At 63.5% G+C, this 19,443-nt stretch carries 18 protein-coding genes and 1 riboswitch; of the genes, 6 read left to right on the top strand and 12 right to left on the bottom strand.

All coding sequences use genetic code 11. The features are described 5' to 3' along the window. Positions 1 to 6: 6 nt before the first annotated feature. Both glmU and LPW39_RS21855 read right to left on the bottom strand, forming a co-directional pair. Positions 7 to 1,425, bottom strand: a complete 1,419-nt coding sequence (gene glmU, locus LPW39_RS21850; RefSeq protein WP_230780389.1) for a bifunctional UDP-N-acetylglucosamine diphosphorylase/glucosamine-1-phosphate N-acetyltransferase GlmU — start codon at positions 1,423 to 1,425, stop codon at positions 7 to 9. Positions 1,426 to 1,580: 155 nt separating this feature from the next. Further along, positions 1,581 to 2,003, bottom strand: coding sequence for a DUF2917 domain-containing protein (locus tag LPW39_RS21855; RefSeq protein WP_133857446.1), 423 nt, complete (start codon positions 2,001 to 2,003; stop codon positions 1,581 to 1,583). 271 nt (positions 2,004 to 2,274) lie between these two features. Between LPW39_RS21855 and LPW39_RS21860 the strand changes: the two genes are divergently transcribed. The 3 genes from LPW39_RS21860 (at position 2,275) to LPW39_RS21870 (ending at position 5,315) form a co-directional block, all read left to right on the top strand. After that, positions 2,275 to 3,249, top strand: a complete 975-nt coding sequence (locus LPW39_RS21860) for a LysR substrate-binding domain-containing protein (protein WP_230780392.1) — start codon at positions 2,275 to 2,277, stop codon at positions 3,247 to 3,249. After that, positions 3,246 to 4,202, top strand: coding sequence for a DUF4240 domain-containing protein (locus LPW39_RS21865; RefSeq protein WP_230780395.1), 957 nt, complete (start codon positions 3,246 to 3,248; stop codon positions 4,200 to 4,202). Before LPW39_RS21860 ends, LPW39_RS21865 begins: the two co-directional genes overlap by 4 nt. A gap of 129 nt (positions 4,203 to 4,331) precedes the next feature. Next, the gene (locus tag LPW39_RS21870) at positions 4,332 to 5,315 is read left to right on the top strand and encodes a Bug family tripartite tricarboxylate transporter substrate binding protein (RefSeq protein WP_230780398.1); all 984 of its coding nucleotides are present in this window, start codon (positions 4,332 to 4,334) and stop codon (positions 5,313 to 5,315) included. Positions 5,316 to 5,448: 133 nt separating this feature from the next. Here LPW39_RS21870 and tyrS read toward each other — a convergent pair whose 3' ends face one another. Beyond that, entirely contained in the window at positions 5,449 to 6,681 is a 1,233-nt protein-coding gene (gene tyrS / locus LPW39_RS21875; RefSeq protein WP_230780401.1) for a tyrosine--tRNA ligase, read from the bottom strand. Between the two features lie 246 nt (positions 6,682 to 6,927). Between tyrS and LPW39_RS21880 the strand changes: the two genes are divergently transcribed. Both LPW39_RS21880 and LPW39_RS21885 read left to right on the top strand, forming a co-directional pair. Beyond that, on the top strand, positions 6,928 to 8,295 hold the full coding sequence (locus LPW39_RS21880) for a M23 family metallopeptidase (protein ID WP_230780404.1): 1,368 nt from the start codon (positions 6,928 to 6,930) through the stop codon (positions 8,293 to 8,295). A gap of 102 nt (positions 8,296 to 8,397) precedes the next feature. Further along, positions 8,398 to 9,510, top strand: coding sequence for an anhydro-N-acetylmuramic acid kinase (locus LPW39_RS21885; RefSeq protein ID WP_230780406.1), 1,113 nt, complete (start codon positions 8,398 to 8,400; stop codon positions 9,508 to 9,510). 3 nt (positions 9,511 to 9,513) lie between these two features. Here the strand turns inward: LPW39_RS21885 and mdtD are convergent, their stop codons facing one another. The 4 genes from mdtD to rplM form a co-directional block, all read right to left on the bottom strand. After that, complete coding sequence (gene mdtD, locus LPW39_RS21890) at positions 9,514 to 10,938, bottom strand: multidrug transporter subunit MdtD (RefSeq protein WP_230780410.1); 1,425 nt, start codon at positions 10,936 to 10,938, stop codon at positions 9,514 to 9,516. A 98-nt stretch (positions 10,939 to 11,036) separates the two neighbouring features. Beyond that, positions 11,037 to 11,402 (bottom strand): iron-sulfur cluster insertion protein ErpA, encoded by a 366-nt coding sequence (gene erpA / locus LPW39_RS21895; RefSeq protein ID WP_021026899.1) that lies wholly within the window; start codon positions 11,400 to 11,402, stop codon positions 11,037 to 11,039. A gap of 192 nt (positions 11,403 to 11,594) precedes the next feature. Further along, positions 11,595 to 11,987 carry a 30S ribosomal protein S9 gene (gene rpsI, locus LPW39_RS21900; RefSeq protein WP_021026900.1) on the bottom strand — a complete coding sequence of 131 codons (393 nt, stop codon included), beginning with the start codon at positions 11,985 to 11,987 and terminating at the stop codon, positions 11,595 to 11,597. Positions 11,988 to 11,998: 11 nt separating this feature from the next. Further along, positions 11,999 to 12,427, bottom strand: a complete 429-nt coding sequence (gene rplM, locus LPW39_RS21905; protein ID WP_230780412.1) for a 50S ribosomal protein L13 — start codon at positions 12,425 to 12,427, stop codon at positions 11,999 to 12,001. 332 nt (positions 12,428 to 12,759) lie between these two features. Between rplM and LPW39_RS21910 the strand changes: the two genes are divergently transcribed. After that, positions 12,760 to 13,647 (top strand): 23S rRNA (adenine(2030)-N(6))-methyltransferase RlmJ, encoded by an 888-nt coding sequence (locus tag LPW39_RS21910; RefSeq protein ID WP_230780414.1) that lies wholly within the window; start codon positions 12,760 to 12,762, stop codon positions 13,645 to 13,647. Positions 13,648 to 13,733: 86 nt separating this feature from the next. On the opposite strand, the gene LPW39_RS21915 is transcribed toward LPW39_RS21910, so the two are convergent. The 5 genes from LPW39_RS21915 to LPW39_RS21935 form a co-directional block, all read right to left on the bottom strand. Next, entirely contained in the window at positions 13,734 to 14,576 is an 843-nt protein-coding gene (locus tag LPW39_RS21915) for a septal ring lytic transglycosylase RlpA family protein (protein WP_230780416.1), read from the bottom strand. Between the two features lie 70 nt (positions 14,577 to 14,646). After that, positions 14,647 to 15,474, bottom strand: a complete 828-nt coding sequence (metF, locus tag LPW39_RS21920; protein WP_230780418.1) for a methylenetetrahydrofolate reductase [NAD(P)H] — start codon at positions 15,472 to 15,474, stop codon at positions 14,647 to 14,649. 161 nt (positions 15,475 to 15,635) lie between these two features. Then, a complete protein-coding gene (locus tag LPW39_RS21925) occupies positions 15,636 to 16,838 on the bottom strand; it encodes a TlyA family RNA methyltransferase (protein WP_230780421.1) in 1,203 nt (400 codons plus the stop codon). 229 nt (positions 16,839 to 17,067) lie between these two features. Next, positions 17,068 to 18,498: an adenosylhomocysteinase gene (gene ahcY / locus LPW39_RS21930; protein ID WP_230780424.1), complete on the bottom strand. Its 1,431-nt coding sequence runs from the start codon at positions 18,496 to 18,498 to the stop codon at positions 17,068 to 17,070. A gap of 74 nt (positions 18,499 to 18,572) precedes the next feature. Beyond that, positions 18,573 to 18,671, bottom strand: a riboswitch (S-adenosyl-L-homocysteine riboswitch). An 18-nt stretch (positions 18,672 to 18,689) separates the two neighbouring features. After that, positions 18,690 to 19,394, bottom strand: a complete 705-nt coding sequence (locus LPW39_RS21935; RefSeq protein ID WP_230780438.1) for a response regulator — start codon at positions 19,392 to 19,394, stop codon at positions 18,690 to 18,692. Between the last annotated feature and the right edge of the window lie 49 nt (positions 19,395 to 19,443).

The raw sequence follows: 19,443 nt of genomic DNA on the forward strand, positions 1-19,443 counted from the left end.
TGTGGCTCAAGACTTCTTCTGCGGCCGGTCCCAGTTGGCAATGCTGACCTGCTTGCCGCGCGCCACGCTCAAGGCGCCCGGCGGCGTGCTCTTGGTGATGGTGGAGCCGCCGCCCACGGTGCCGCCAGCACCAATGGTCACCGGGGCCACCAGCACGCAGTTGCTGCCCACATGCACATCGGCTTCGATGACGGTGCGGTGTTTGTTGGCACCGTCATAGTTGGCGGTGATGCTGCCCGCGCCGTAGTTGACCCGTTCGCCCAGCTCGGCATCGCCCAGGTAGGCCAGGTGGTTGGCCTTGGCGCCATCGGCCAGGCGCGAGTTCTTGACCTCGACAAAATTGCCGATGTGCACCTGCTTGCCCAGCTGGGCACCGGGGCGCAGGCGGGCAAAGGGCCCGACCAGCGCGCCCTCGCCCACCTGGGCGCCAGCTGCTTCACCATCGATATGGGTAAACGGGTGGATGACCGCATCGGCCGCGATCTCGGCATTGCTGATGTGGCAGTAGGCGCCAATGCGCGCGCCATCGCCAATGCGCACCTGGCCGCCAAAGATGCAGCCCACATCGATCTCCACATCCTGGCCGCAAAGCAGCTGCGCCTTGCCGCCACGCGCATCGTCGCGCAGGTCAAAACGGGCCGGGTCGGCCATGCGCACACCCAGGGCCATCAGCGCCTGGGCCTGGCGCATCTGGTGGGCACGCTCGAGCTCGGCCAGTTGCTGGGGGCTGTTGATGCCGGCCACCTGCAGCACATCGGCGATGCAATGGCCTTCGACGGCCACGCCATCGGCAACGGCCATCGCCACAATGTCGGTCAGGTAGTACTCGCCCTGGGCGTTGTTGTTGTTCAGCCGGGCCAGCCAGGGCTTGAGCCGGCGTACCGGCACGGCCATGATGCCGCTGTAGATCTCGGTGATCGCACGCTCCTGCGCATTCGCATCCTTTTGCTCGACGATGCGCTGCACCGTGCCTTCGGCGTTGCGCACGATGCGACCGTAGCCTGTGGGGTCGGGCATGTTGACGGTGAGCAGGGCCACGCGGTCGCTGCCTGCCGCACCGAGCAGGCCTTGCAAGGTGTCTGCCTGCGTCAGCGGCACATCACCGGACAGCACAATCGCCATCCCATCGTCGGCCAGCAGCGGCACCGCCTGCTGCACGGCGTGGCCCGTGCCCAGCTGCGGCTCCTGGCGCGCAAAGGCCAACTGCGTGCTGCCCGCGCTGCTCTGGCCGATCGCCGCCTCCACCTGCTCGGCGCCGTGGCCGGTGATCACCACCGCCGAGCGTGCCTGCAGCTGTGCAGCGGTATCGAGCACATGCTGCAGCAACGCACGCCCGGCCAGCTTCTGCAGAACCTTGGGGTGGCGGCTTTTCATGCGCGTGCCCTTGCCAGCGGCCATGATGATGATGTCGAGTGGAGCGGTCATGGTGGATCAGCGAAGCGGCGCCGGGCACCGCCTCTAAAAGACAAAACCATGTGATTATCGCGCGCTCTCCGGCCCAGGACCCGTTGGGGCGCAAGCGGCTTCGGGCAAAAAAACAGCCTGCACGGGGCAGGCTGTTGTTGGAGAAGGCGCAGCGTTTAGATGTTGTAGAGCATGCTGCCGTCGGTCTTACCCCATTGGAAGCGGGTGAACCAGCGTGCGGGCTGCTCGTCCAGGTTGGGCTGGCCGCCCTGGTTCTTGGGGAAGTGGTAGACCAGCGGATCCTGGCGCTTGCTCTCGATGACCACCGATTGGCCGGCCTTGAGCACCACGGTGTGGCCGGCATGCAGAACCAGGTCACCCGCTTGCAGGCTGGCTTCGTTGCTCAGCCCCAGGCCCAGGGTGATCCAGGCGGTGCCTTCGGAGATGCGCAGCACGACATCGCGCTGGGGCACAAAGCTGACGGCCTTGCCGGTGGGCAGAATGCGCATCTCGGCAGCGGCCGACGCAGCGCGGCTGGCACGCGCAGGGCGCGCAGCGATGGAGCCAGCAGACAGAACATGAGATGCAGACATTGCCATGGTGATTTCCTTCACAGGGCCCTGGTGTCCATGCGACCCTAGGGTTTACCCGATATGCGTATCTTGCGCCTGGGCAGCGCCTGCGTCCAATGAATAAAAGAGGGCCGATCGATGCAGCAACGGCATTAATGGTTTACCCTAGGTTTTAGGCTTTCTGCAGCCCCGGGGCCACGCCAAGCCAGCGGCAGCTATCGAAGCAGGAGCATGATGCCAACCTGCCCCGGGGATACACCCTGGTGCAGTGTGTACTTCTTGCTACAGTGCCTCCACCATGCCAGACCTGCCTCTGCCGCCTTCCCTGCTCCGCACCCGGCCCATCGCCGTGGGCCATCTGCGCGCCTTTCTGGCGGTGGCCCGCTACCTGAACTTTCGCGCCGCTGCCGAGGAGTTGGCGCTGACCCAGTCGGCCGTCAGCCGCCAGATCCAGGCGCTGGAAGACGAGGTCGGCATTGCACTGTTTCTGCGCCATACCCGCGCGGTCGAGCTGACCAGTGCGGGCGCCCAGCTGCAGCGCGCAGTCTCGCCAGCTATTGAGCGCATAGACTCGGCCGTGCGCCTGATCCGCCAGACCAGCGGCCGCAAGAGCGTGGCCATCACCACCTGGGCCAGCTTTGCGTCGATGTGGCTGATCCCGCGCATGGAGGCCTTCCAGCGCGACAACCCCGAGATCGACATCCGAATCGATGCCACAGACAACGTGCTCGACCTGGAAACCTCGGATGTGGACCTGGCGCTGCGTTACAGCCTGCCCCAGCACGCCACCGCCAACGCGCAGCGCCTGTTTGGCGAGCAACTGGCCGTCGTCGCCAGCCCCTGGCTGCTGCAAAGCCACCCGCGCATCAGCCAGCCCGCCGATGTGGCCCGCCATACCCTCATTGAGGCAGGCGACGCCCACCGCCTGCAGCACCTGGACTGGCTAACCTGGGAGCGCTGGCTGGAGCTGCATGGCTGCGGCAATCTGCAACCCAAACGCTGGCTCTACCTCAACTACGCGCACCAGATCGCGCAGGCCGCCCTGACCGGCCAGGGCCTGGCACTGGCACGCATGCCGCTGGTGGCCGATGCACTGGCCAATGGCGACCTGGTCGAGGTACTGCCCGAGTTCCGCATGGATTCCCCCCTCGCCTACTGGCTGATCATTGGCCCGCGCAGCCAGCAACGCCCCGAAGTCACCGCCTTTTGCGCCTGGCTGCAATTGCAGGCCGCCGCTACGCGCACGGCGATTGGAGACCGACCAGAGCCATGAGCGAGGAGCGCAAAGCGCCGCACATCAAACAGCACTTTCGGCGCGAGGGCAAGCTGATGCTATGGTGGCTGTTGGGAGGGCCAGTGATCTTGGTGGCGTTGGCCGCCTTGCTGGCGCCCTATGTACTGAACCACCTCAAAACCTCACCCGACAGCGAAAGCGCCATGACCGAACCACAATTTTGGACATTGATTGAACAGGCCAAAGGCCCAGGTGGCGATGCGGAGCACGCACAGCGCCTTGCGCAGTTGCTGGCACAGCGCCCACCGCAAGATATTGTCGATTTTCAAATGCAGCTTGAGCGGCTGCGTCGAAAGGCGGATCTAGGGGATGTCTGGGCTGCCGGGCTGCTGCTCAACCAGGGCCATGGGACGGACAGTGGCTTTGAATACTTTCGCCTATGGCTGATCGGGCAAGGGCAAGCCGTGTACGAGCACGCATTGACCGACGCCGACTCGCTGGCTGAACTGGCAGAGGTTGTTGCCAGCCATCCCGATGAGGGAGCCGAGTGGGAAGCCTACGGCACTGCCCCTTATTACGCCTACCAGGCAGTGACAGGAAAAGACCTTTTTGACGCGCTGCCCACGCGTCCACCAAAGGGCATGCCAAAAACCACCTGGAATTGGCAGGACTACAGCGACCTGGTGCTGGAGCAGCGCCTGCCACGCCTGTGGGCAAGATTTGGCAAGGACAAGCAGGACTCAGACCTGGCCGTACAAGCCGCCATCGACGCCTACCAAAGCCCGGAATCGCTTCCAGTCGCGAGCCTGGGCACCGTTTCGCTGGGCGATGTTCTGGTTCACAAGCGCTATGGGCCGGCCCGTGTCAAAACCTTGTTTACCGAAGACGGGCTGCACGTCAATGCCATCATGGTCTTTGACGACCAAGAGCGCACTATGCAGCTGGGGCCGACCGAGCCTGGCAATGCGCTCTGGTCCCGGCCCGCCTCTTGATACACCTGACGTATCAACCCCAAGCAAATCGCACATAGACAGGCCTGAGCACCCTCCCTACAGTCAAAGCGGCTGCCTGCGCGTTCCATACCCGCAGGCAGCCACCTATAACGACACAAGGAGACAGCCATGTTCAACCCTCGCTTTGGCCGCCGCCGGGCGCTGGCGCTGTGTGCGGCGCTGCTCGCTGGCGCGGCCAGCCCGGCGCTGCAGGCCCAGGACTTTCCCAGCAAGCCCATCAAATTCATCGTGCCCTTTGGGCCGGGCAGCGGCACCGATACCTCGGCGCGCTACTACGCCAAAAAGCTGCAGCAGCTCAGCGGCCAGCCGGTGGTGGTGGAGAACCGGCCCGGCGGCAATGGCTTCATAGCGGTCAAGCAGGCCTTGTCGGCCCCGGCGGATGGCTACACGGTATTTATCGGCAGCAACTCCACCCTGGCGGTGAACACGGCGCTGTTCAAAGCGCTGCCCTATGACCCGCAAAAGGACTTTGCGCCGCTGACGATGATGATGCGCGCGCCGGCCATCGTCGTGGCGCCGGGCGATGCCGATACCAAGCAGCTCAAGGATCTGGTGGCCAAGGCCCAGTCCAACCCCGGCAAGATCAACTTTGGTGCGGGCTCGGCCGGCTACCAGCTGATGGGTGAGCTGTTCAACGATGTGGCCAAGGTGCAGACCGTGCATGTGCCCTTCAAGGGCGCGGGCGAGGTCGCCACCGCCGTGGCCGGCCATACGGTGGATTACGCCTTTGCCGAGGCCACCTCGGTGCAGGAGTTGATCAAGGCCGGGCGGCTGACGGGCCTGGCCGTCGCCTCTGACAGCCGCGTGGCCGCGCTGCCCAACGTGCCCACTGCCCGCGAAGCCGGCCTGCCCGGCATCGAGGCCTACACCTGGGTGGGCGCGATGGTCAGCAGCAAGACGCCGGCGGACACCAGTGCCAAGCTGGCAGCCTGGTTCATGCAGATTGCGGCCGAGCCCGAAACCCAGCAGTTTTATGCCAACCTGGGCGCCACGGCGATGAGCGGCGGCCCGGCGCAGATGCGCCAGTTCCAGGCCGATGAGATTGCGCTGTGGAAGCGCATTGCGACCCAGGCCAAGATGGAGCTGCAGTAGGTCTCCGCGCTGACTGGCGCCTGCCAGCAGCCGTCAAAAGAAGCATTCAGAAAAAAGAGCCGCTCCCCCATAAAGGGAAGCGGCTCTTGGATCGAACAGCCAGCCGGGCCAGACCAGCCCGGCAAACCCAGCCTTAGGCCAAGGTGACCCGGGCAAACTTACGCTTGCCCACTTGCACGACAAAGGTGCCGGCGGGCAGCTTCAGGCCCTTGTCCTCGATGACCACGCCATCCACCCGCACACCGCCGCCGTCGATCAGGCGGTTGGCTTCACTGGTGGAAGGGGCCAGGTTGGCCTGCTTGAGCAGCGCGCCAATGCCCAGCGGTGCGCCGCTCAGCGCGACGTCGGGGATGTCGTCCGGAATGCCGCCCTTGCTGCGGTTGATGAAATCCTGCTCGGCCGCATCGGCCGCTGCGGCGCTGTGGAAGCGTGCAGTGATTTCCTTGGCCAGCAGCACCTTGGCGTCCTTGGGGTTGCGGCCGCCTTCGATTTCCAGCTTGAGCGCGGCGATTTCCGGCAGGCTCATGAAGGACAGCAGGGTGAACCAGTCCCACATCAGGTCGTCCGAGATCGACAGCACCTTGGCAAACATGGTGTTGGCGTCTTCGGTGATGCCGATGTAGTTGTTCTTGGACTTGGACATCTTGTGCACGCCGTCCAGGCCCACCAGCAGCGGCATGGTCAGCACGCACTGCGATTCCTGGCCGTATTCGGCCTGCAGATGGCGGCCCATCATCAGGTTGAACTTCTGGTCGGTGCCACCCAGCTCCAGGTCGCTCTTGAGCGCCACCGAGTCGTAGCCCTGCAGCAGCGGGTACAGGAACTCGTGCAGGCTGATGGAGCTGCCTTCGTTGAAGCGGGTGTGGAAGTCGTTGCGCTCCATCATGCGCGCGACGGTGTACTTGGCCGACAGCTCGATCATGCCGCGTGCCCCCAGCTTGTCGCACCACTCGCTGTTGTAGCGCAGCTCGGTCTTGCTCGGGTCGAGCACCTTGTAGGCCTGCTCTTTATAGGTCTCGGCATTCACCTGGATCTGCGCAGCAGTCAGCGGCGGCCGGGTGCTGTTGCGGCCCGAGGGGTCGCCAATCAGGGTGGTGAAATCGCCGATCAGGAAGATCACGGTGTGGCCCAGGTCCTGCAGCTGGCGCATCTTGTTGAGCACCACTGTATGGCCGATGTGGATATCCGGGGCTGTTGGGTCCAGGCCCAACTTGATGCGCAGGGGCACGCCCGTCGCCTCGGATTTGGCCAGTTTTTTGACCCATTCCTCCTGTGGCAGTAGCTCATCCACCCCACGCAGACTTACCTGCAAAGCCTCTTGCACACGGTCGGTAACAGGGTAAGTTGTAACAGTCGATTGATTCATATGGGGTTTCTCAGGTTGCCAGCAAAGCCGAGGGCGTTATACTGCGTCCCTTGCGTTGCAGCGTTTTATTCTAGCCGCGTCTGTCAGACGATGTCCCAAGGGGACTTCATCCAGATCCGCGAACGCTGCGCAATTAGTTTTTTTCGTGCCTTCTTGTTAAGAACACCCTACCGCGCCCCTAGACGCGGTTTGTTTTGGCTCCGTAAACGCAGCCGGCAAGCTGGCATCCATAACCGGGATGGAACATTGAACAACGGATTCATCACTGCTGGCAGCCTCGTCATTCGCCAGTTGGTCAATACCGCCCAAGCACACCCCAAGCGTCTCGCTGCAGCACTGGCCGTCATGTTGATGACCGGTGGCGGCGCCGCTTTTGCGGTCGCTGAGCTGGGCCCCAATCCGTCCGACATGCCTGTGCAGACCGTGGAATACCCCGTCGAGTCGCTGGCTTCGGACATTTCGATCGCAGACCTGGTCGACGGACCAGGTTTTTCGTTGTACCGCACCGACGAAGTGCGCAGCAACGATACGCCAGAGTCCCTGTTGCGCCGCCTGGGCGTGGCGGACCCGGCTGCTGCAGCCTTCATCCGCAGCGATGCCAAGGCGCGCAGCGCCATCATTGGCAAGGCCGGCCGCCAGATCACCGCCGAAACCACCCAAAGCCATGAGCTGACCACCCTCACGGTGCGCTGGGCGGGTGACAGCAGCGATGTGTTCCAGCGCTTCAGCATCCGCAAGGCCGATGGCAAGTTCGACACCCTGACCGAATTCCTGCCGCTGACCCATGGCACGCGCCTGTCGGGCGGCATCATCCGCAGCTCGCTGTATGCGGCCACCGATGCCGCCAGCCTGCCCGACAACGTCTCGAACCAGATGGTCGAGGTGTTTGCCGACAAGATCGATTTCCGCCGCGCGCTGCGCGCTGGTGACCGCTTCTCACTGGTCTACGAAACTCTGGAAGCCGATGGCGAAGTGCTGGGCACCGGCCGCCTGCTGAGCGCCGAGTTCCGCAACAACGGCAAGACCCATGAGGCGCTGTGGTTCCAGGACTCGCCCAAGGACAAGGGCGCGTACTACAACTTCGCCGGTGAAAGCGGCGAGCGCAGCTACATCAGCTCGCCCGTCAAGTACACCCGCGTATCCAGCGCCTTTGCGATGCGCGTACACCCCATCCACAAGACCTGGTCCGCCCACAAGGGTACCGACCTGGCGGCCCCGCAAGGCACGCCCGTGCGCACCGTCGGTGATGGCCTGGTGACCTTTGCCGGCGTGCAAAACGGCTACGGCAATGTGATCTACATCGACCATGGCAACAAGCACGAAACCGTCTACGCCCACCTGAGCCGCATCGCCGTCAAGCAAGGCGCACGTGTCAGCAAGGGCGATGAGATCGGAGCCGTCGGCCAGACCGGCTGGGCCACCGGCCCGCATCTGCACTTTGAGTTCCGCGTTGCCGGTGAGCAGCGTGACCCGCTGGCCATGGTGGCCGAGAGCGAAACCAGCAAGCCAATCAGCCGCCAGGCCCGCGCCAAGTTTGACAACCTGGCCAACAGCATGCGTCTGGCCCTGAATGACCAGATGCTGATGCTCGAAACCAGCAGCACCAACCAGTAAGTCAATAAGCCAGTAAGCAGCGCGTAACAGCCGCTGCCACCGCCCCCAGGCCCCCACAATCTTGGTATTGTTGGGGCCTTTGCTTTTGCAGGCTTAACAACCATGACTGAACGCTTTATTGGCCTGATGTCCGGCACCTCGCTGGACGGGGTGGATGGTGTGATTGCCCAGTGGCAGGACGGCCGCATGGAGGTGCTGCAGTACGCCAGCACCGGCTTTGCCCCCGAGCTGCGCGCCGAGCTGCTGGCGCTCAACAGCGCCGGCGAGCATGAGCTGCACCGCGCCGCATTGGCCGGCAATGCGCTGGCACGCAGCTATGCGCAGGTGGTCGATCGGCTGCTGGCACGCAGCCAGCTGCAGCCCGTCGATATCACCGCCATCGGCGCCCATGGCCAGACCGTGCGCCACCAGCCGGGCCTCTGGGATGCCACCGGCTACACCTTGCAGCTCAACAACCCGGCGCTGCTGGCGGAGCTGAGCGGCATTGCCGTGGTGGCCGATTTCCGCAGCCGCGATGTGGCCGCTGGCGGCCAGGGTGCGCCGCTGGTGCCGGCCTTCCACCACAGCGTGTTTGGCGGTGCGGGCAGTCTGCGCTGGGTGCTCAACATCGGCGGCATCTCCAACATCAGCCGCCTGGAAGGCGATGACATCCGGGGCTGGGACTGCGGCCCTGGCAATGCGTTGATGGACCACTGGTGCCAGTTGAACACTGGCAACCCCTATGACGATGGCGGCAGCTGGGCGGCCAGCGGCCAGGTCATTCCGGATTTGCTGGCGGCCTTTATGGAGGAGCCCTTCTTCCAGCTGCCACCGCCCAAAAGCACCGGGCGCGACCTGTTCAACCCCGCCTGGCTGGCCCCCTTGCTGGAGCGCCATGCGCCGGGCGCCGCGCCTGCCGATGTGCAGGCCAGCCTGACCGCCTTTACCGCACTGGCCATTGCGCAAGACATGCAGCGCCATGGCGCGGCCGAGGGCCAGACCTTGATCGTCTGCGGCGGCGGCGCGCTCAACCAGAACCTGATGCAGCGCCTGGCCGATCTGCTGCCTGGCATGGCGGTGGACAGCTCGGCGGCGCATGGACTGCCACCGCTGCAGGTAGAGGCCAGCGCCTTTGCCTGGCTGGCCCGCCAATGCTGGCAGAGCCTGCCCGGCAACCTGCCGGCGGTGACCGGGGCACGCGGGCCCCGGGTGCTGGGTGCGATCTATCCGCGCTAGTGGTTAAGCATCCCCGCCATCGGGCGCCGGCTTGACCGGTTCATCCTTGTCGAGCTGGCTGAACACCAAGGTGGCGGCCAAGGTCATCAAGGCCACCGTCAGAAAGGTCGCGTGGATGGCGCGCAGCGACTTGTCCGGGTCGGTGATCCAGCGGTCGGCATAGCCCGACAGCAGCGCGCCGGCCAAGGCCACGCCAATGCCCATGGCCAGCATCTGCACCATCGACAAGAGGCTGTTGCCGCTGCTGGCAAATTCGCCATCCAGGTCCTTCAGGGTGACGGAGTTCATCGCCGAGAACTGCATGGAGTTGAAGCCGCCAAACACAAACAGCTGCAGCAGCAGCAACCCGGGCGGCTGCTGCGCGCTGGTCAACGCAAAGCTGGCCAGCATGAAGGCGACCATCACCGAGTTGACCTGCAGCACGCGGCGGTAGCCAAAGTGCTGCACCGTCTGCACCGCAAAGCGCTTGACCAGCATGCTGCCCATGACGGTGGCCAGCATCATCATGCCGGCATTCATCGGCGCCATGCCCAGACCCACCTGCAGCAGCAGCGGGATCAGAAACGGCGCAGCCCCCGTGCCAAAGCGGGCAAACAGATTGCCCAGCAGGCCCACGCGCAGCGAACGCACGCGGAACAGCATAGGAGGGAAAAGCGGCTCGGGCACGCGCATTGCATGCATCCAGTAGCTGGCCAGGCTGGCCAGACCAAACACCATCAGCACCACCACCATCGCCATGCCCAGGCCCATGCCGGACATGCCATCCAAGGCCACCGAAATGGCCACCATGCCGAATGACAGCAGCGCATAGCCCAGGCCGTCAAACTTGCGCGGCACCGACCAGGTGGTCTCGGGCATCCAGCGGCGCGCGGCCCAGACGCCGAACAGGCCCACCGGCACATTGATCCAGAAAATCCAGTTCCAGGTGGCGACCTCGACCAGCCAGCCGCCCAGGGTCGGGCCCAGCAAGGGGCCGATCTGGCCGGGGATGGCGATAAAACTCATCGCGCGGATGAAATCCCCTTTCGGGTGGCTGCGCAACACCGCCAGGCGCCCCACCGGCAGCATCATCGCCCCACCCACGCCCTGCACCACGCGTGCAGCAATCAGAAAGCCCAGGCTGGGCGAGAGCGCGCACAGCACCGAGCCCAGCACAAAAAGCGCAATCGCCCACATGAAGACGCGGCGCGTGCCAAAGCGGTCGGCAATCCAGCCGGAAGCCGGAATCAGCATGGCCGTGGTGAGCGAGTAGGCCACGATGACCGACTGCATCTTCAGCGGGCTTTGGCCTAGCGAATGGGCCATCGCCGGCAGCGCGATGTTCAGGATCGTGGCATCGAGCGACTGCAGAAAAAAGGCAATCGCCACCAGCCAGAGCAGGCGCTCCTTGTGGGGCGCGACGGGGCGAGGGGTCAGTTCAGCGGACATGGGCAAAACAAAAGCCGCTGGTCAACAGCGGCTTGTGGCAAGGGGATGGAGCAGAGGGCAAGCAGCAGAGCCATGCCTTCCATCACGGGCTGCGCGGCTTATACCGAGAAGCTCGATCCGCAACCGCAGGTGGTCGTGGCGTTCGGGTTCTTGATCACGAACTGTGCGCCCTGCAGGTCTTCCTTGTAATCGATCTCGGCGCCCAGCAGGTACTGGTAGCTCATCGCATCGATCAGCAGCGACACGCCATTCTTGGTCATGGTCGTGTCGTCATCATTGGCAATCTCGTCAAAGGTAAAGCCATACTGGAAGCCCGAGCAGCCGCCGCCTTGCACGAACACGCGCAGCTTCAGATCCGGATTGCCTTCCTCGGCAATCAGATCGGCCACCTTGGCCGCAGCGCTGTCGGTAAAGACAATCGGGGTGGGCATTTCCGTCATGGTGTTTTCTGCAACTTCGCTCATGGGAGACGACTCCTGTCTTATTTGATGTACTGCAAAGAATGGTACTCCAATCGCCACCTTCACGCAGCCCGCCCGCCGGGTGACGCCAATTGCAGTGTGGGAATACCCCGATCGATTCCCAGAACGTGTTGACGGTCTCATCTGCCATAAAAAAACCGCCCCGAGGGGCGGTTCTTGGCAAGTAGCCAGCAATTAACGCTTGGAGAACTGCTTTGCGCGGCGTGCAGAGTGCAGACCGACCTTCTTACGCTCGACTTCACGTGCGTCACGGGTCACGAAGCCAGCTTGGCTCAGTTGCGACTTCAGTGCTGCGTCGTAATCGATCAGAGCGCGGGTGATGCCGTGGCGGGTTGCACCGGCTTGGCCGGATTCACCGCCGCCGTGCACGTTGACCTGGATGTCGAAGGTTTCGACATTGCCGGTCAGCACCAGGGGCTGCTTTGCAATCATGATCGAGGTTTCGCGGCCGAAATATTGTTGAATGTCCTTGCCATTCACAACAATCTTGCCGGAGCCCTTCTTCAGAAACACACGGGCGACGCTGGATTTGCGACGGCCGGTGCCATTGTTCCAATCACCAATCATCTCGGGACTCCTTAGATTTCCAGCACTTTAGGCTGTTGGGCGGTGTGAGGATGCTCATCACCACCGTAGACCTTCAGCTTCTTGATCATGGCGTAGCCCAGAGGACCCTTGGGCAGCATGCCCTTGACAGCCTTCTCGAGCGCACGGCCAGGGAACTTGGCTTGCAGGTCGCGGAAGTTGGTGGCAGTGATGCCGCCGGGGAAGCCCGAATGACGGTAGTACACCTTGTCCGTGTTCTTGGTACCAGTGACCTTGAGCTTGGAGGCGTTGATGATGACGATGTAGTCACCGGTATCAACGTGAGGTGTGTAAATGGCTTTGTGTTTGCCGCGCAGACGGAGTGCCACTTCGCTGGCGACACGTCCGAGCACCTTATCGGTGGCGTCAATCACAAACCACTCGTGTTGCACCTCAGCGGGTTTTGCGCTGAATGTAGACATGAGTTTTCTCTTTCAATAGAGGGTTTGGCGAATCCTTTTCCGCGGTCGGTGCTTCTTCTAGACGCAACTCTCGTCACGCAGGAAGCCTCTTAGGCGGTACTCCCTCACATGCAGTGCCTGGGCACTGCATGCAAAGTCTTCGCCGCGGGATTCATAAAAATCGCTGCGAAGCTCTCCATTATAAAAGTTTTTCCGTAAGACGTAAAGTGCCTCCTTACATCCCGCAAACGGGTTCGATTCCGGCATTTTTTCCATGTTTTTGGGGCCTTTAGCAGCTGCCGCATGCCCCTTTGGCGCCGTAGCACGGCGCATATCGCTACCATTGGCGCCCTATGTTCAGTTACCGCCACGCCTTCCATGCCGGCAATCACGCCGATGTGCTCAAGCACACCATCCTGATTGCCTCCCTGCAATACATGACGCAAAAAGAGGCGGCATTGGTTGCGCTGGACACCCATGCCGGGGCGGGCCTGTACCGCCTGGACGGCGACTACGCGACGACCAGTGCCGAGGCCGATGAAGGCATTCGCCGCCTCGAAGGTGCCAAGGACTTGTGCCCCATGCTGCAGGACTATGTGGACATGGTCAAAGCCTTCAACACCAGCAACACCTACAAGGTCTACCCGGGCTCGCCCTTCATCGCGCAGCGCCTGCTGGGCGACCGCGACAAGCTCAAGCTGTTCGAGCTGCACCCCACCGACTGCCGTTCGCTGAGCGGCAACATCGCGCAGCTGAAGGCCGGCCGCCAGGTCCAGGTGCTGCTGGAAGACGGTTTTGAGGGCGTGAAGAAGTTTCTGCCCCCGCCATCGCGCCGCGCCTTTTTGCTCTGCGACCCCAGCTACGAGATGAAGACCGACTACGGCCGTGTGCTCGACATGGTGGCCGACAGCATGCAGCGCTTCCCCACTGGCACCTATGCGGTCTGGTACCCGATCATTCCGCGCCAGGAAGCCCATGACCTGCCGCGCCGCCTCAAGACCCTGGCCAACAAGTTTGGCAAGAGCTGGCTCAATGCCGAGCTGACGGTCAAGAACAGCAAGATCACCACCGCCATGCGCCAGGGTGAGGAAAAGCGCCCCGGCCTGCCCGCCAGCGGCATGTTCCTGATCAACCCACCCTTCACCCTGAAGGACCAGCTCAAGACCGCCCTGCCCCAGATGGCCGAGCTGCTGCAGCAAGACAGCAATGCCGGCTATGTGCTGGAGAGCGGCGGCAAGTAAGCACTGCCAGCCCGGCCACCCGCCATCGCAAAACGCAGGCCATCCATCGGATGGGCCTGCGTTTTTTGTTGCTGTGTGCTGAGGTTTTACTTTTTGCGCCGTGCAGGCGCTGCCTTGGCAGGCTTGGCCCGGGCCTTGTTGGCCGGTACCACGGCCTGCACACGGCCACGGTGCTGCACCGCCGCCTTGGCTGCCGGCTGGCCGCGCGCACCATTACCGGCCAACGCACCGCTGCCGCGCCGCCCGGCCAGCACAAACGATGGGCAGTCGTCGTCATCGTCATCCAGGGTCCACAGCTCCACCGGCTTGATGCCCAGGCCCAGCATGCCCAGCTCCTGGGCAGCGCCCTGGCTCAGGTCGATGATGCGGTCGCCGGCATAGGGGCCCCGGTCATTGATGCGCACCACCACCGCCTTGCCGGTGACCATGCTGCGCACACAGACCTGGGTGCCAAAAGGCAGGGTCTTGTGTGCTGCCGTCAGGCCCTCTTTGTCAAAGCGCTCGCCATTGGCCGTTTTACGGCCATGGAACTGGCCGCCATACCAGGAGGCCATGCCTTGCTGGTCGGCAGAGCGGTAAGGGTCTTGCTTGAGGGCGGGTGGAATATCGGGCACATCCCAGGGGCGGGACAGCCCATCGATGCTGCTGAGCGGCGCCGACGGCGGCAGCACCAGGCCCAGGCCACGGCGCTCACCGGACAGCGCGGCCAGCTCTTCTGGGGCCGTCGACGTAATCGCAGTCTCTGCCGCTGAGCGTTCTGGTGGCGCTGGAAGTGCTTTGGGCTCCGCCAATGGCTGGTTCTCACCGCTGGTTGGCGCCGGCTCCATCCCCTCCGTATCGCTGGGCACATGCACGCAGCCACCCGCGAGCGCGGCCAGGCTGACAGCGGCCAGCCAGCCTCGGCATCGCGATCGTGTGGATGAGGGCAACAGCAACTCCTGGTCTTTCCGCGTTCGGCACATTCGGGGCCACCGCGCTGCAAGACCACAGCGCTGTTGGTTACAGCCCCAGCCGGTCGCAGATCGCCAGTGTGGCTGCGCTTTGGTTCATGGTGTAGAAGTGCAGACCGACGGCACCACGGCGGCGCAGGTCCTCGCACATCTGGGTCACCACATCCAGGCCAAAGGCACGGATGCTGGCAACATCATCTCCATAGCCTTGCAGTCGCAGACGAATCCAGCGCGGGATCTCGGCACCGCAGGCATCCGAAAAGCGCATCAGCTGCGTCGATCCGGTGATCGGCATAATACCCGGGATGACCGGCAGGTCCACACCGCGTTTTTGTAAATCTTCTTGAAATCTGCAAAAGGCATCCGCGTTGAAGAAGTACTGCGTGATGGCTGAATCTGCCCCGGCTTTCACCTTGGCCAGAAAGGCCTGCAGGTCCGCTTCCGGGCTGCGCGCTTGCGGATGCATCTCCGGATAGGCAGCCACTTCGATGTGGAAATGCGGGCCGAATTCGTCGCGGATAAACGTCACCAGATCGCTGGCGTAGTGGAACTCACCACCCAGACCGTAGCCGCTGGGCAGGTCGCCGCGCAATGCCACCAGGCGCTTGACGCCCATGTCCTTGAGCTGCTGCAGTTGCGCGCGCACCGTTTGTTTGGTGGCACCCACGCACGAGAAATGCGATGCCGCATCCACGCCCTCGTCGAGGATGGCCTTGACCACGCCAAAAGTACCCTCTTGCGTGGAGCCGCCCGCGCCATAAGTTACCGAGCAAAACTGGGGCTTGCGCGCATACAGCGCCTGGCGCACGACGCGCAGCTTGTCAGCGCCTTCGGGCGTCTTGGGCGGAAAAAATTCAAAACTGATCGGAAAAGACATCAGCGTCTCCAGAGTCATCAATGAAAGAGGCGCTCATACAGCCCAGCAAACCGAAGGTTTGCGGTTGAGACTTGGCGTCCCCGACTAGGCGCCTCGCCGCAGGCAGTACCGTAGTACGACAAGGCGAGGCAACGACGTATCAAGGGCTGTATGAGTGACTCTCAACGTTCGTTGCGCTTTTTCTGCTTCGAGCGCGCGGGCCCCGGCTGGCCAAAACTGGCCGCTTCCGGGTCCACATACAGCTCCTGCAGATCACGCTTGGCACGCATATCGGCACGCGATGGGCGCTTGGCAGCGGCCTTTTTCGCAGGCGCTGCCGGGGCGTCCGCACCGGCATCGGCTGCTGCAGGCACGGGCGCCTTGATGACCGCGCCTTGCTGGGCATGCACAAAGAACTCATGGTTGCCGTCGCCGCCATCGATGGCCGAATCCATCCATTGCTTGACCTCCAGGCCCAGCTCGGCGAGGCAGGCGCGGATGCGCTGTTCCACCTCGGCATACAAGGCCTTGTCGCGCACAATGCCGCCCTTGCCAATCTGGCCGGGCTGCAACTCGAACTGGGGCTTGACCAGCATCAGCAGCTGGCCGCCGGGCTTGAGCACGCTGACCACCGCTGGCAGCACCAGGGTCAGCGAGATGAAGGACAGATCGCCGGTGACAAAGTCAAACTCGGGGCGGATATCGATGTTCTCGGTGCCGGCGCGGCGGCGGCGCTCGACGGGGGCCGTGCCCTCCGCCTTGGCGCGCTGCTTGGCACTGCGCTCAGCCTTGAAGTCCTCGATCTCCTGCTCTTTGGCGTCCTGGCTGTCGTCGTATTCCTCATCGACCTGGCCGCCATTGCGCATCCAGGCATAAGGGGCCACCGGCTGGGTGTCGTTGTCCTCTTCTTCCAGCACGATCTCGGTCAAGGCCAGATCGCAGGCCGCTTCCAGCGATTCAGGCGTCAGCGCGCGGGCATTGAAGCCCTCGACACAGACCACACGCTCATCGGCGCGCAGGCGCTCGTGCAACTGGCCCGTGCCCACATCGACACCGATCACCTGCCGGGCACCCGCCTGCAGCAGGCAGTCGGTAAAGCCACCGGTGCTCTGGCCCACGTCCAGGCAGCGCAGGTCCTTGACCACCAGGCCGGTCGCCGCCAAGGCGCCTTCCAGCTTGAGGCCGCCGCGCGAGATGTACTTGGCTTCCGAGTCATCGAGCAGCTCCACATCGGCGCCTGCTGGAATCTCGTCACCGTTCTTGGCCACCTTGATCCAGGGGGCCAGCGAGGTGGTGCGCCACTGCACACCCGCAGCAATCAGGCGCTGCGCCTGCGAGCGGGTCGACGCCAGGCCCGTTTCCACCAAAAACACATCTGCGCGCATGCGCGTTCCTTCAATCAAAACGACCGGCTGGCCCGCCAGGCGGAGCAGCCCGTCTTCACAACAAATGCCCAACAGGGCTGCAGCGCCAGGCGGCACCGAAGAGTGTCACCTAGCGCTGACCCAGAGGCGCTAAGACGGCCCATGAGACGAGGCGCAAAGCCGCAGGCAGTACAAGCGTACGACAAGGCGAAGCAACGACGTATCAGGGGCCGTATTAGCGGCTCCTGGCTTAGTAGCGGTAGGTTTCGGGCTTGTAAGGGCCTTCCTTCTTCACGCCGATGTAGTCCGCTTGCGCCTGGGTCAGCTCGGTCAGCTGGGCGCCAACCTTCTTCAGGTGCAGGCGTGCGACCTTCTCGTCCAGCACCTTGGGCAGCACATAGACCTTGCCCACTTCGTAGGCGTCGGGGCGGGTGAACAGCTCGATCTGCGCCAGGGTCTGGTTGGCAAAGGAGTTGGACATCACAAAGCTGGGGTGGCCGGTGGCGCAACCCAGGTTCACCAGGCGGCCCTTGGCCAGCAGGATGATCTTCTTGCCATCGGGGAAGGTGATGTGGTCGACTTGCGGCTTGATCTCTTCCCACTCGTACTTCTCGATCGATGCGACATCGATTTCGTTGTCGAAGTGACCGATGTTGCAGACGATGGCCTCGTCCTTCATCGCGACCATGTGCTCGTGGCGGATGATGTCCTTGTTGCCGGTAGTGGTCACGAAGATGTCGCACTTGTCAGCGGCGTACTCCATGGTCACGACCTTGTAGCCTTCCATCGCGGCTTGCAGGGCGTTGATCGGGTCGATCTCGGTCACCCAGACTTGTGCGCGCAGGGCGGTCAGCGCCTGGGCGCAGCCCTTGCCCACGTCACCGTAGCCAGCAACCACGGCCACCTTGCCGGCGATCATCACATCGGTCGCGCGCTTGATGCCGTCCACCAGCGATTCGCGGCAGCCGTAGAGGTTGTCGAACTTGGACTTGGTCACCGAGTCGTTGACGTTGATCGCGCGGAACAGCAGCGAGCCGTTGGCCGACATCTCGTTCAGGCGGTGCACGCCGGTGGTGGTCTCTTCGGTCACGCCCAGGATCTGGGCCGACTTGCGGCTGTACCAGGTTGGATCGACGGCCAGCTTGGCCTTGATCGCAGCAAACACGATCTTCTCTTCTTCGCTGCCGGGGTTGGCCAGCACGGAGATGTCCTTCTCGGCCTTCTTGCCCAGGTGCATCAGCATGGTGGCATCTCCGCCGTCGTCCAGGATCATGTTCGGGCCTTCGCCTTCAGTGTCCTTGGCGCCGAATTCAAAGATCGCGTGGGTGTAGTCCCAGTAGTCCTTGAGCGACTCGCCCTTGATCGCGTACACGGGCACGCCGGTTTCGGCGATGGCGGCAGCGGCGTGGTCCTGGGTCGAGAAGATGTTGCACGAGGCCCAGCGCACTTGGGCGCCCAGCGCCGTCAGCGTCTCGATCAGCACGGCGGTCTGGATGGTCATGTGCAGCGAGCCGGTGATGCGCGCGCCCTTGAGGGGCTGGGCAGCAGCGAACTCTTCACGCACGGCCATCAGGCCAGGCATTTCGGTTTCGGCGATCTTGATTTCCTTGCGGCCCCAAGCGGCCAGGGAAATGTCGGTAATCGCAGAGTCAGCGGGATTGAAGCGAACAGCAGCGTTCATGGTTTTCTCCAAAAATTGAATGAAAAACCACGTTCCGCGGAAGAAGGGGAAAGACCATCTCACCGCACAGAAAGCGTGGGTGAGCGTCGTTGCGAGATGAAATCCGAGCCTCACGCCCCGTGGTGGTCTGGCGCCTGGCCAGACTGGGAAACGCTGCAACGCTCCTCGGATGGAGTGCGATTATAAGGGCATCAGCCCTGTAACCCCACCAGGCGGTAGCCCACTTGCAGCTCGGTGAGCAGATGCCGGGGCTGGGCCGGCTCGGCCTCGATCTTCTGGCGCAGGTTGGCCATGTGCACGCGCAGGTAGTGCGGCCGGTCCAGGTACTCCGGCCCCCATACCTGCAGCAGCAGCTGGCGATGCGTCAGCACCCGGCCCTGGCCGGCAATCAGGGCCGCCAGCAGCCGGAACTCGATAGGGGTCAGGTGCACGGCGGCGCCCGCCTGGCGCACCTCATGCGTGGCCAGGTCTACCTCCACATCGCCAAAACGCGCCGTGCTGCCGGGCTTGTCGCCCCCGCTGCGCTGGCCCCGGCGCAGCATCACGCGCAGCCGCGCCAGCAACTCGGGCACGCCAAAGGGCTTGCTCAGGTAGTCGTCGGCACCGGCATCCAGTGCAGCCACCTTTTCCTCTTCCTGGTCGCGGGCCGAGAGCACCAGCACCGGCAGCCCGCTCCAGCCGCGCAGCTCGGTGATCAAGGTCTTGCCATCGGCATCGGGCAGGCCCAGGTCCAGCACCAGCGCATCGGGCTGCCGGCTGGCCGCTTCGATCAGGCCGCGCCGGGCGCTGTCGGCTTCAAAGACCTGCCAGCCTTCGTCCTCCATGGCCAGCCGCACAAAGCGGCGGATATTGGGATCGTCGTCCACCAGGAGGATGCGGGGGGCTGCTAGCGTCATGCGCCCGATTGTGACAAAAAACCAGGGTGGTTTGCGCCTGCGTACCGAG

The organism is Comamonas koreensis (genome assembly GCF_021026195.1).
Classification (GTDB): Bacteria; Pseudomonadota; Gammaproteobacteria; order Burkholderiales; family Burkholderiaceae_C; genus Comamonas; species Comamonas koreensis.

What these genes read in the sequence shown, in the direction of transcription:
- glmU (WP_230780389.1), bottom strand. Translation starts at nt 1,425, where the DNA reads ATGACCGCTCCACTCGACATCATCATCATGGCCGCTGGCAAGGGCACG.
- LPW39_RS21855 (WP_133857446.1), bottom strand. Translation starts at nt 2,003, where the DNA reads ATGGCAATGTCTGCATCTCATGTTCTGTCTGCTGGCTCCATCGCTGCG.
- LPW39_RS21860 (WP_230780392.1), top strand. Translation starts at nt 2,275, where the DNA reads ATGCCAGACCTGCCTCTGCCGCCTTCCCTGCTCCGCACCCGGCCCATC.
- LPW39_RS21865 (WP_230780395.1), top strand. Translation starts at nt 3,246, where the DNA reads ATGAGCGAGGAGCGCAAAGCGCCGCACATCAAACAGCACTTTCGGCGC.
- LPW39_RS21870 (WP_230780398.1), top strand. Translation starts at nt 4,332, where the DNA reads ATGTTCAACCCTCGCTTTGGCCGCCGCCGGGCGCTGGCGCTGTGTGCG.
- tyrS (WP_230780401.1), bottom strand. Translation starts at nt 6,681, where the DNA reads ATGAATCAATCGACTGTTACAACTTACCCTGTTACCGACCGTGTGCAA.
- LPW39_RS21885 (WP_230780406.1), top strand. Translation starts at nt 8,398, where the DNA reads ATGACTGAACGCTTTATTGGCCTGATGTCCGGCACCTCGCTGGACGGG.
- mdtD (WP_230780410.1), bottom strand. Translation starts at nt 10,938, where the DNA reads ATGTCCGCTGAACTGACCCCTCGCCCCGTCGCGCCCCACAAGGAGCGC.
- erpA (WP_021026899.1), bottom strand. Translation starts at nt 11,402, where the DNA reads ATGAGCGAAGTTGCAGAAAACACCATGACGGAAATGCCCACCCCGATT.
- rpsI (WP_021026900.1), bottom strand. Translation starts at nt 11,987, where the DNA reads ATGATTGGTGATTGGAACAATGGCACCGGCCGTCGCAAATCCAGCGTC.
- rplM (WP_230780412.1), bottom strand. Translation starts at nt 12,427, where the DNA reads ATGTCTACATTCAGCGCAAAACCCGCTGAGGTGCAACACGAGTGGTTT.
- LPW39_RS21910 (WP_230780414.1), top strand. Translation starts at nt 12,760, where the DNA reads ATGTTCAGTTACCGCCACGCCTTCCATGCCGGCAATCACGCCGATGTG.
- metF (WP_230780418.1), bottom strand. Translation starts at nt 15,474, where the DNA reads ATGTCTTTTCCGATCAGTTTTGAATTTTTTCCGCCCAAGACGCCCGAA.
- LPW39_RS21925 (WP_230780421.1), bottom strand. Translation starts at nt 16,838, where the DNA reads ATGCGCGCAGATGTGTTTTTGGTGGAAACGGGCCTGGCGTCGACCCGC.
- ahcY (WP_230780424.1), bottom strand. Translation starts at nt 18,498, where the DNA reads ATGAACGCTGCTGTTCGCTTCAATCCCGCTGACTCTGCGATTACCGAC.
- LPW39_RS21935 (WP_230780438.1), bottom strand. Translation starts at nt 19,394, where the DNA reads ATGACGCTAGCAGCCCCCCGCATCCTCCTGGTGGACGACGATCCCAAT.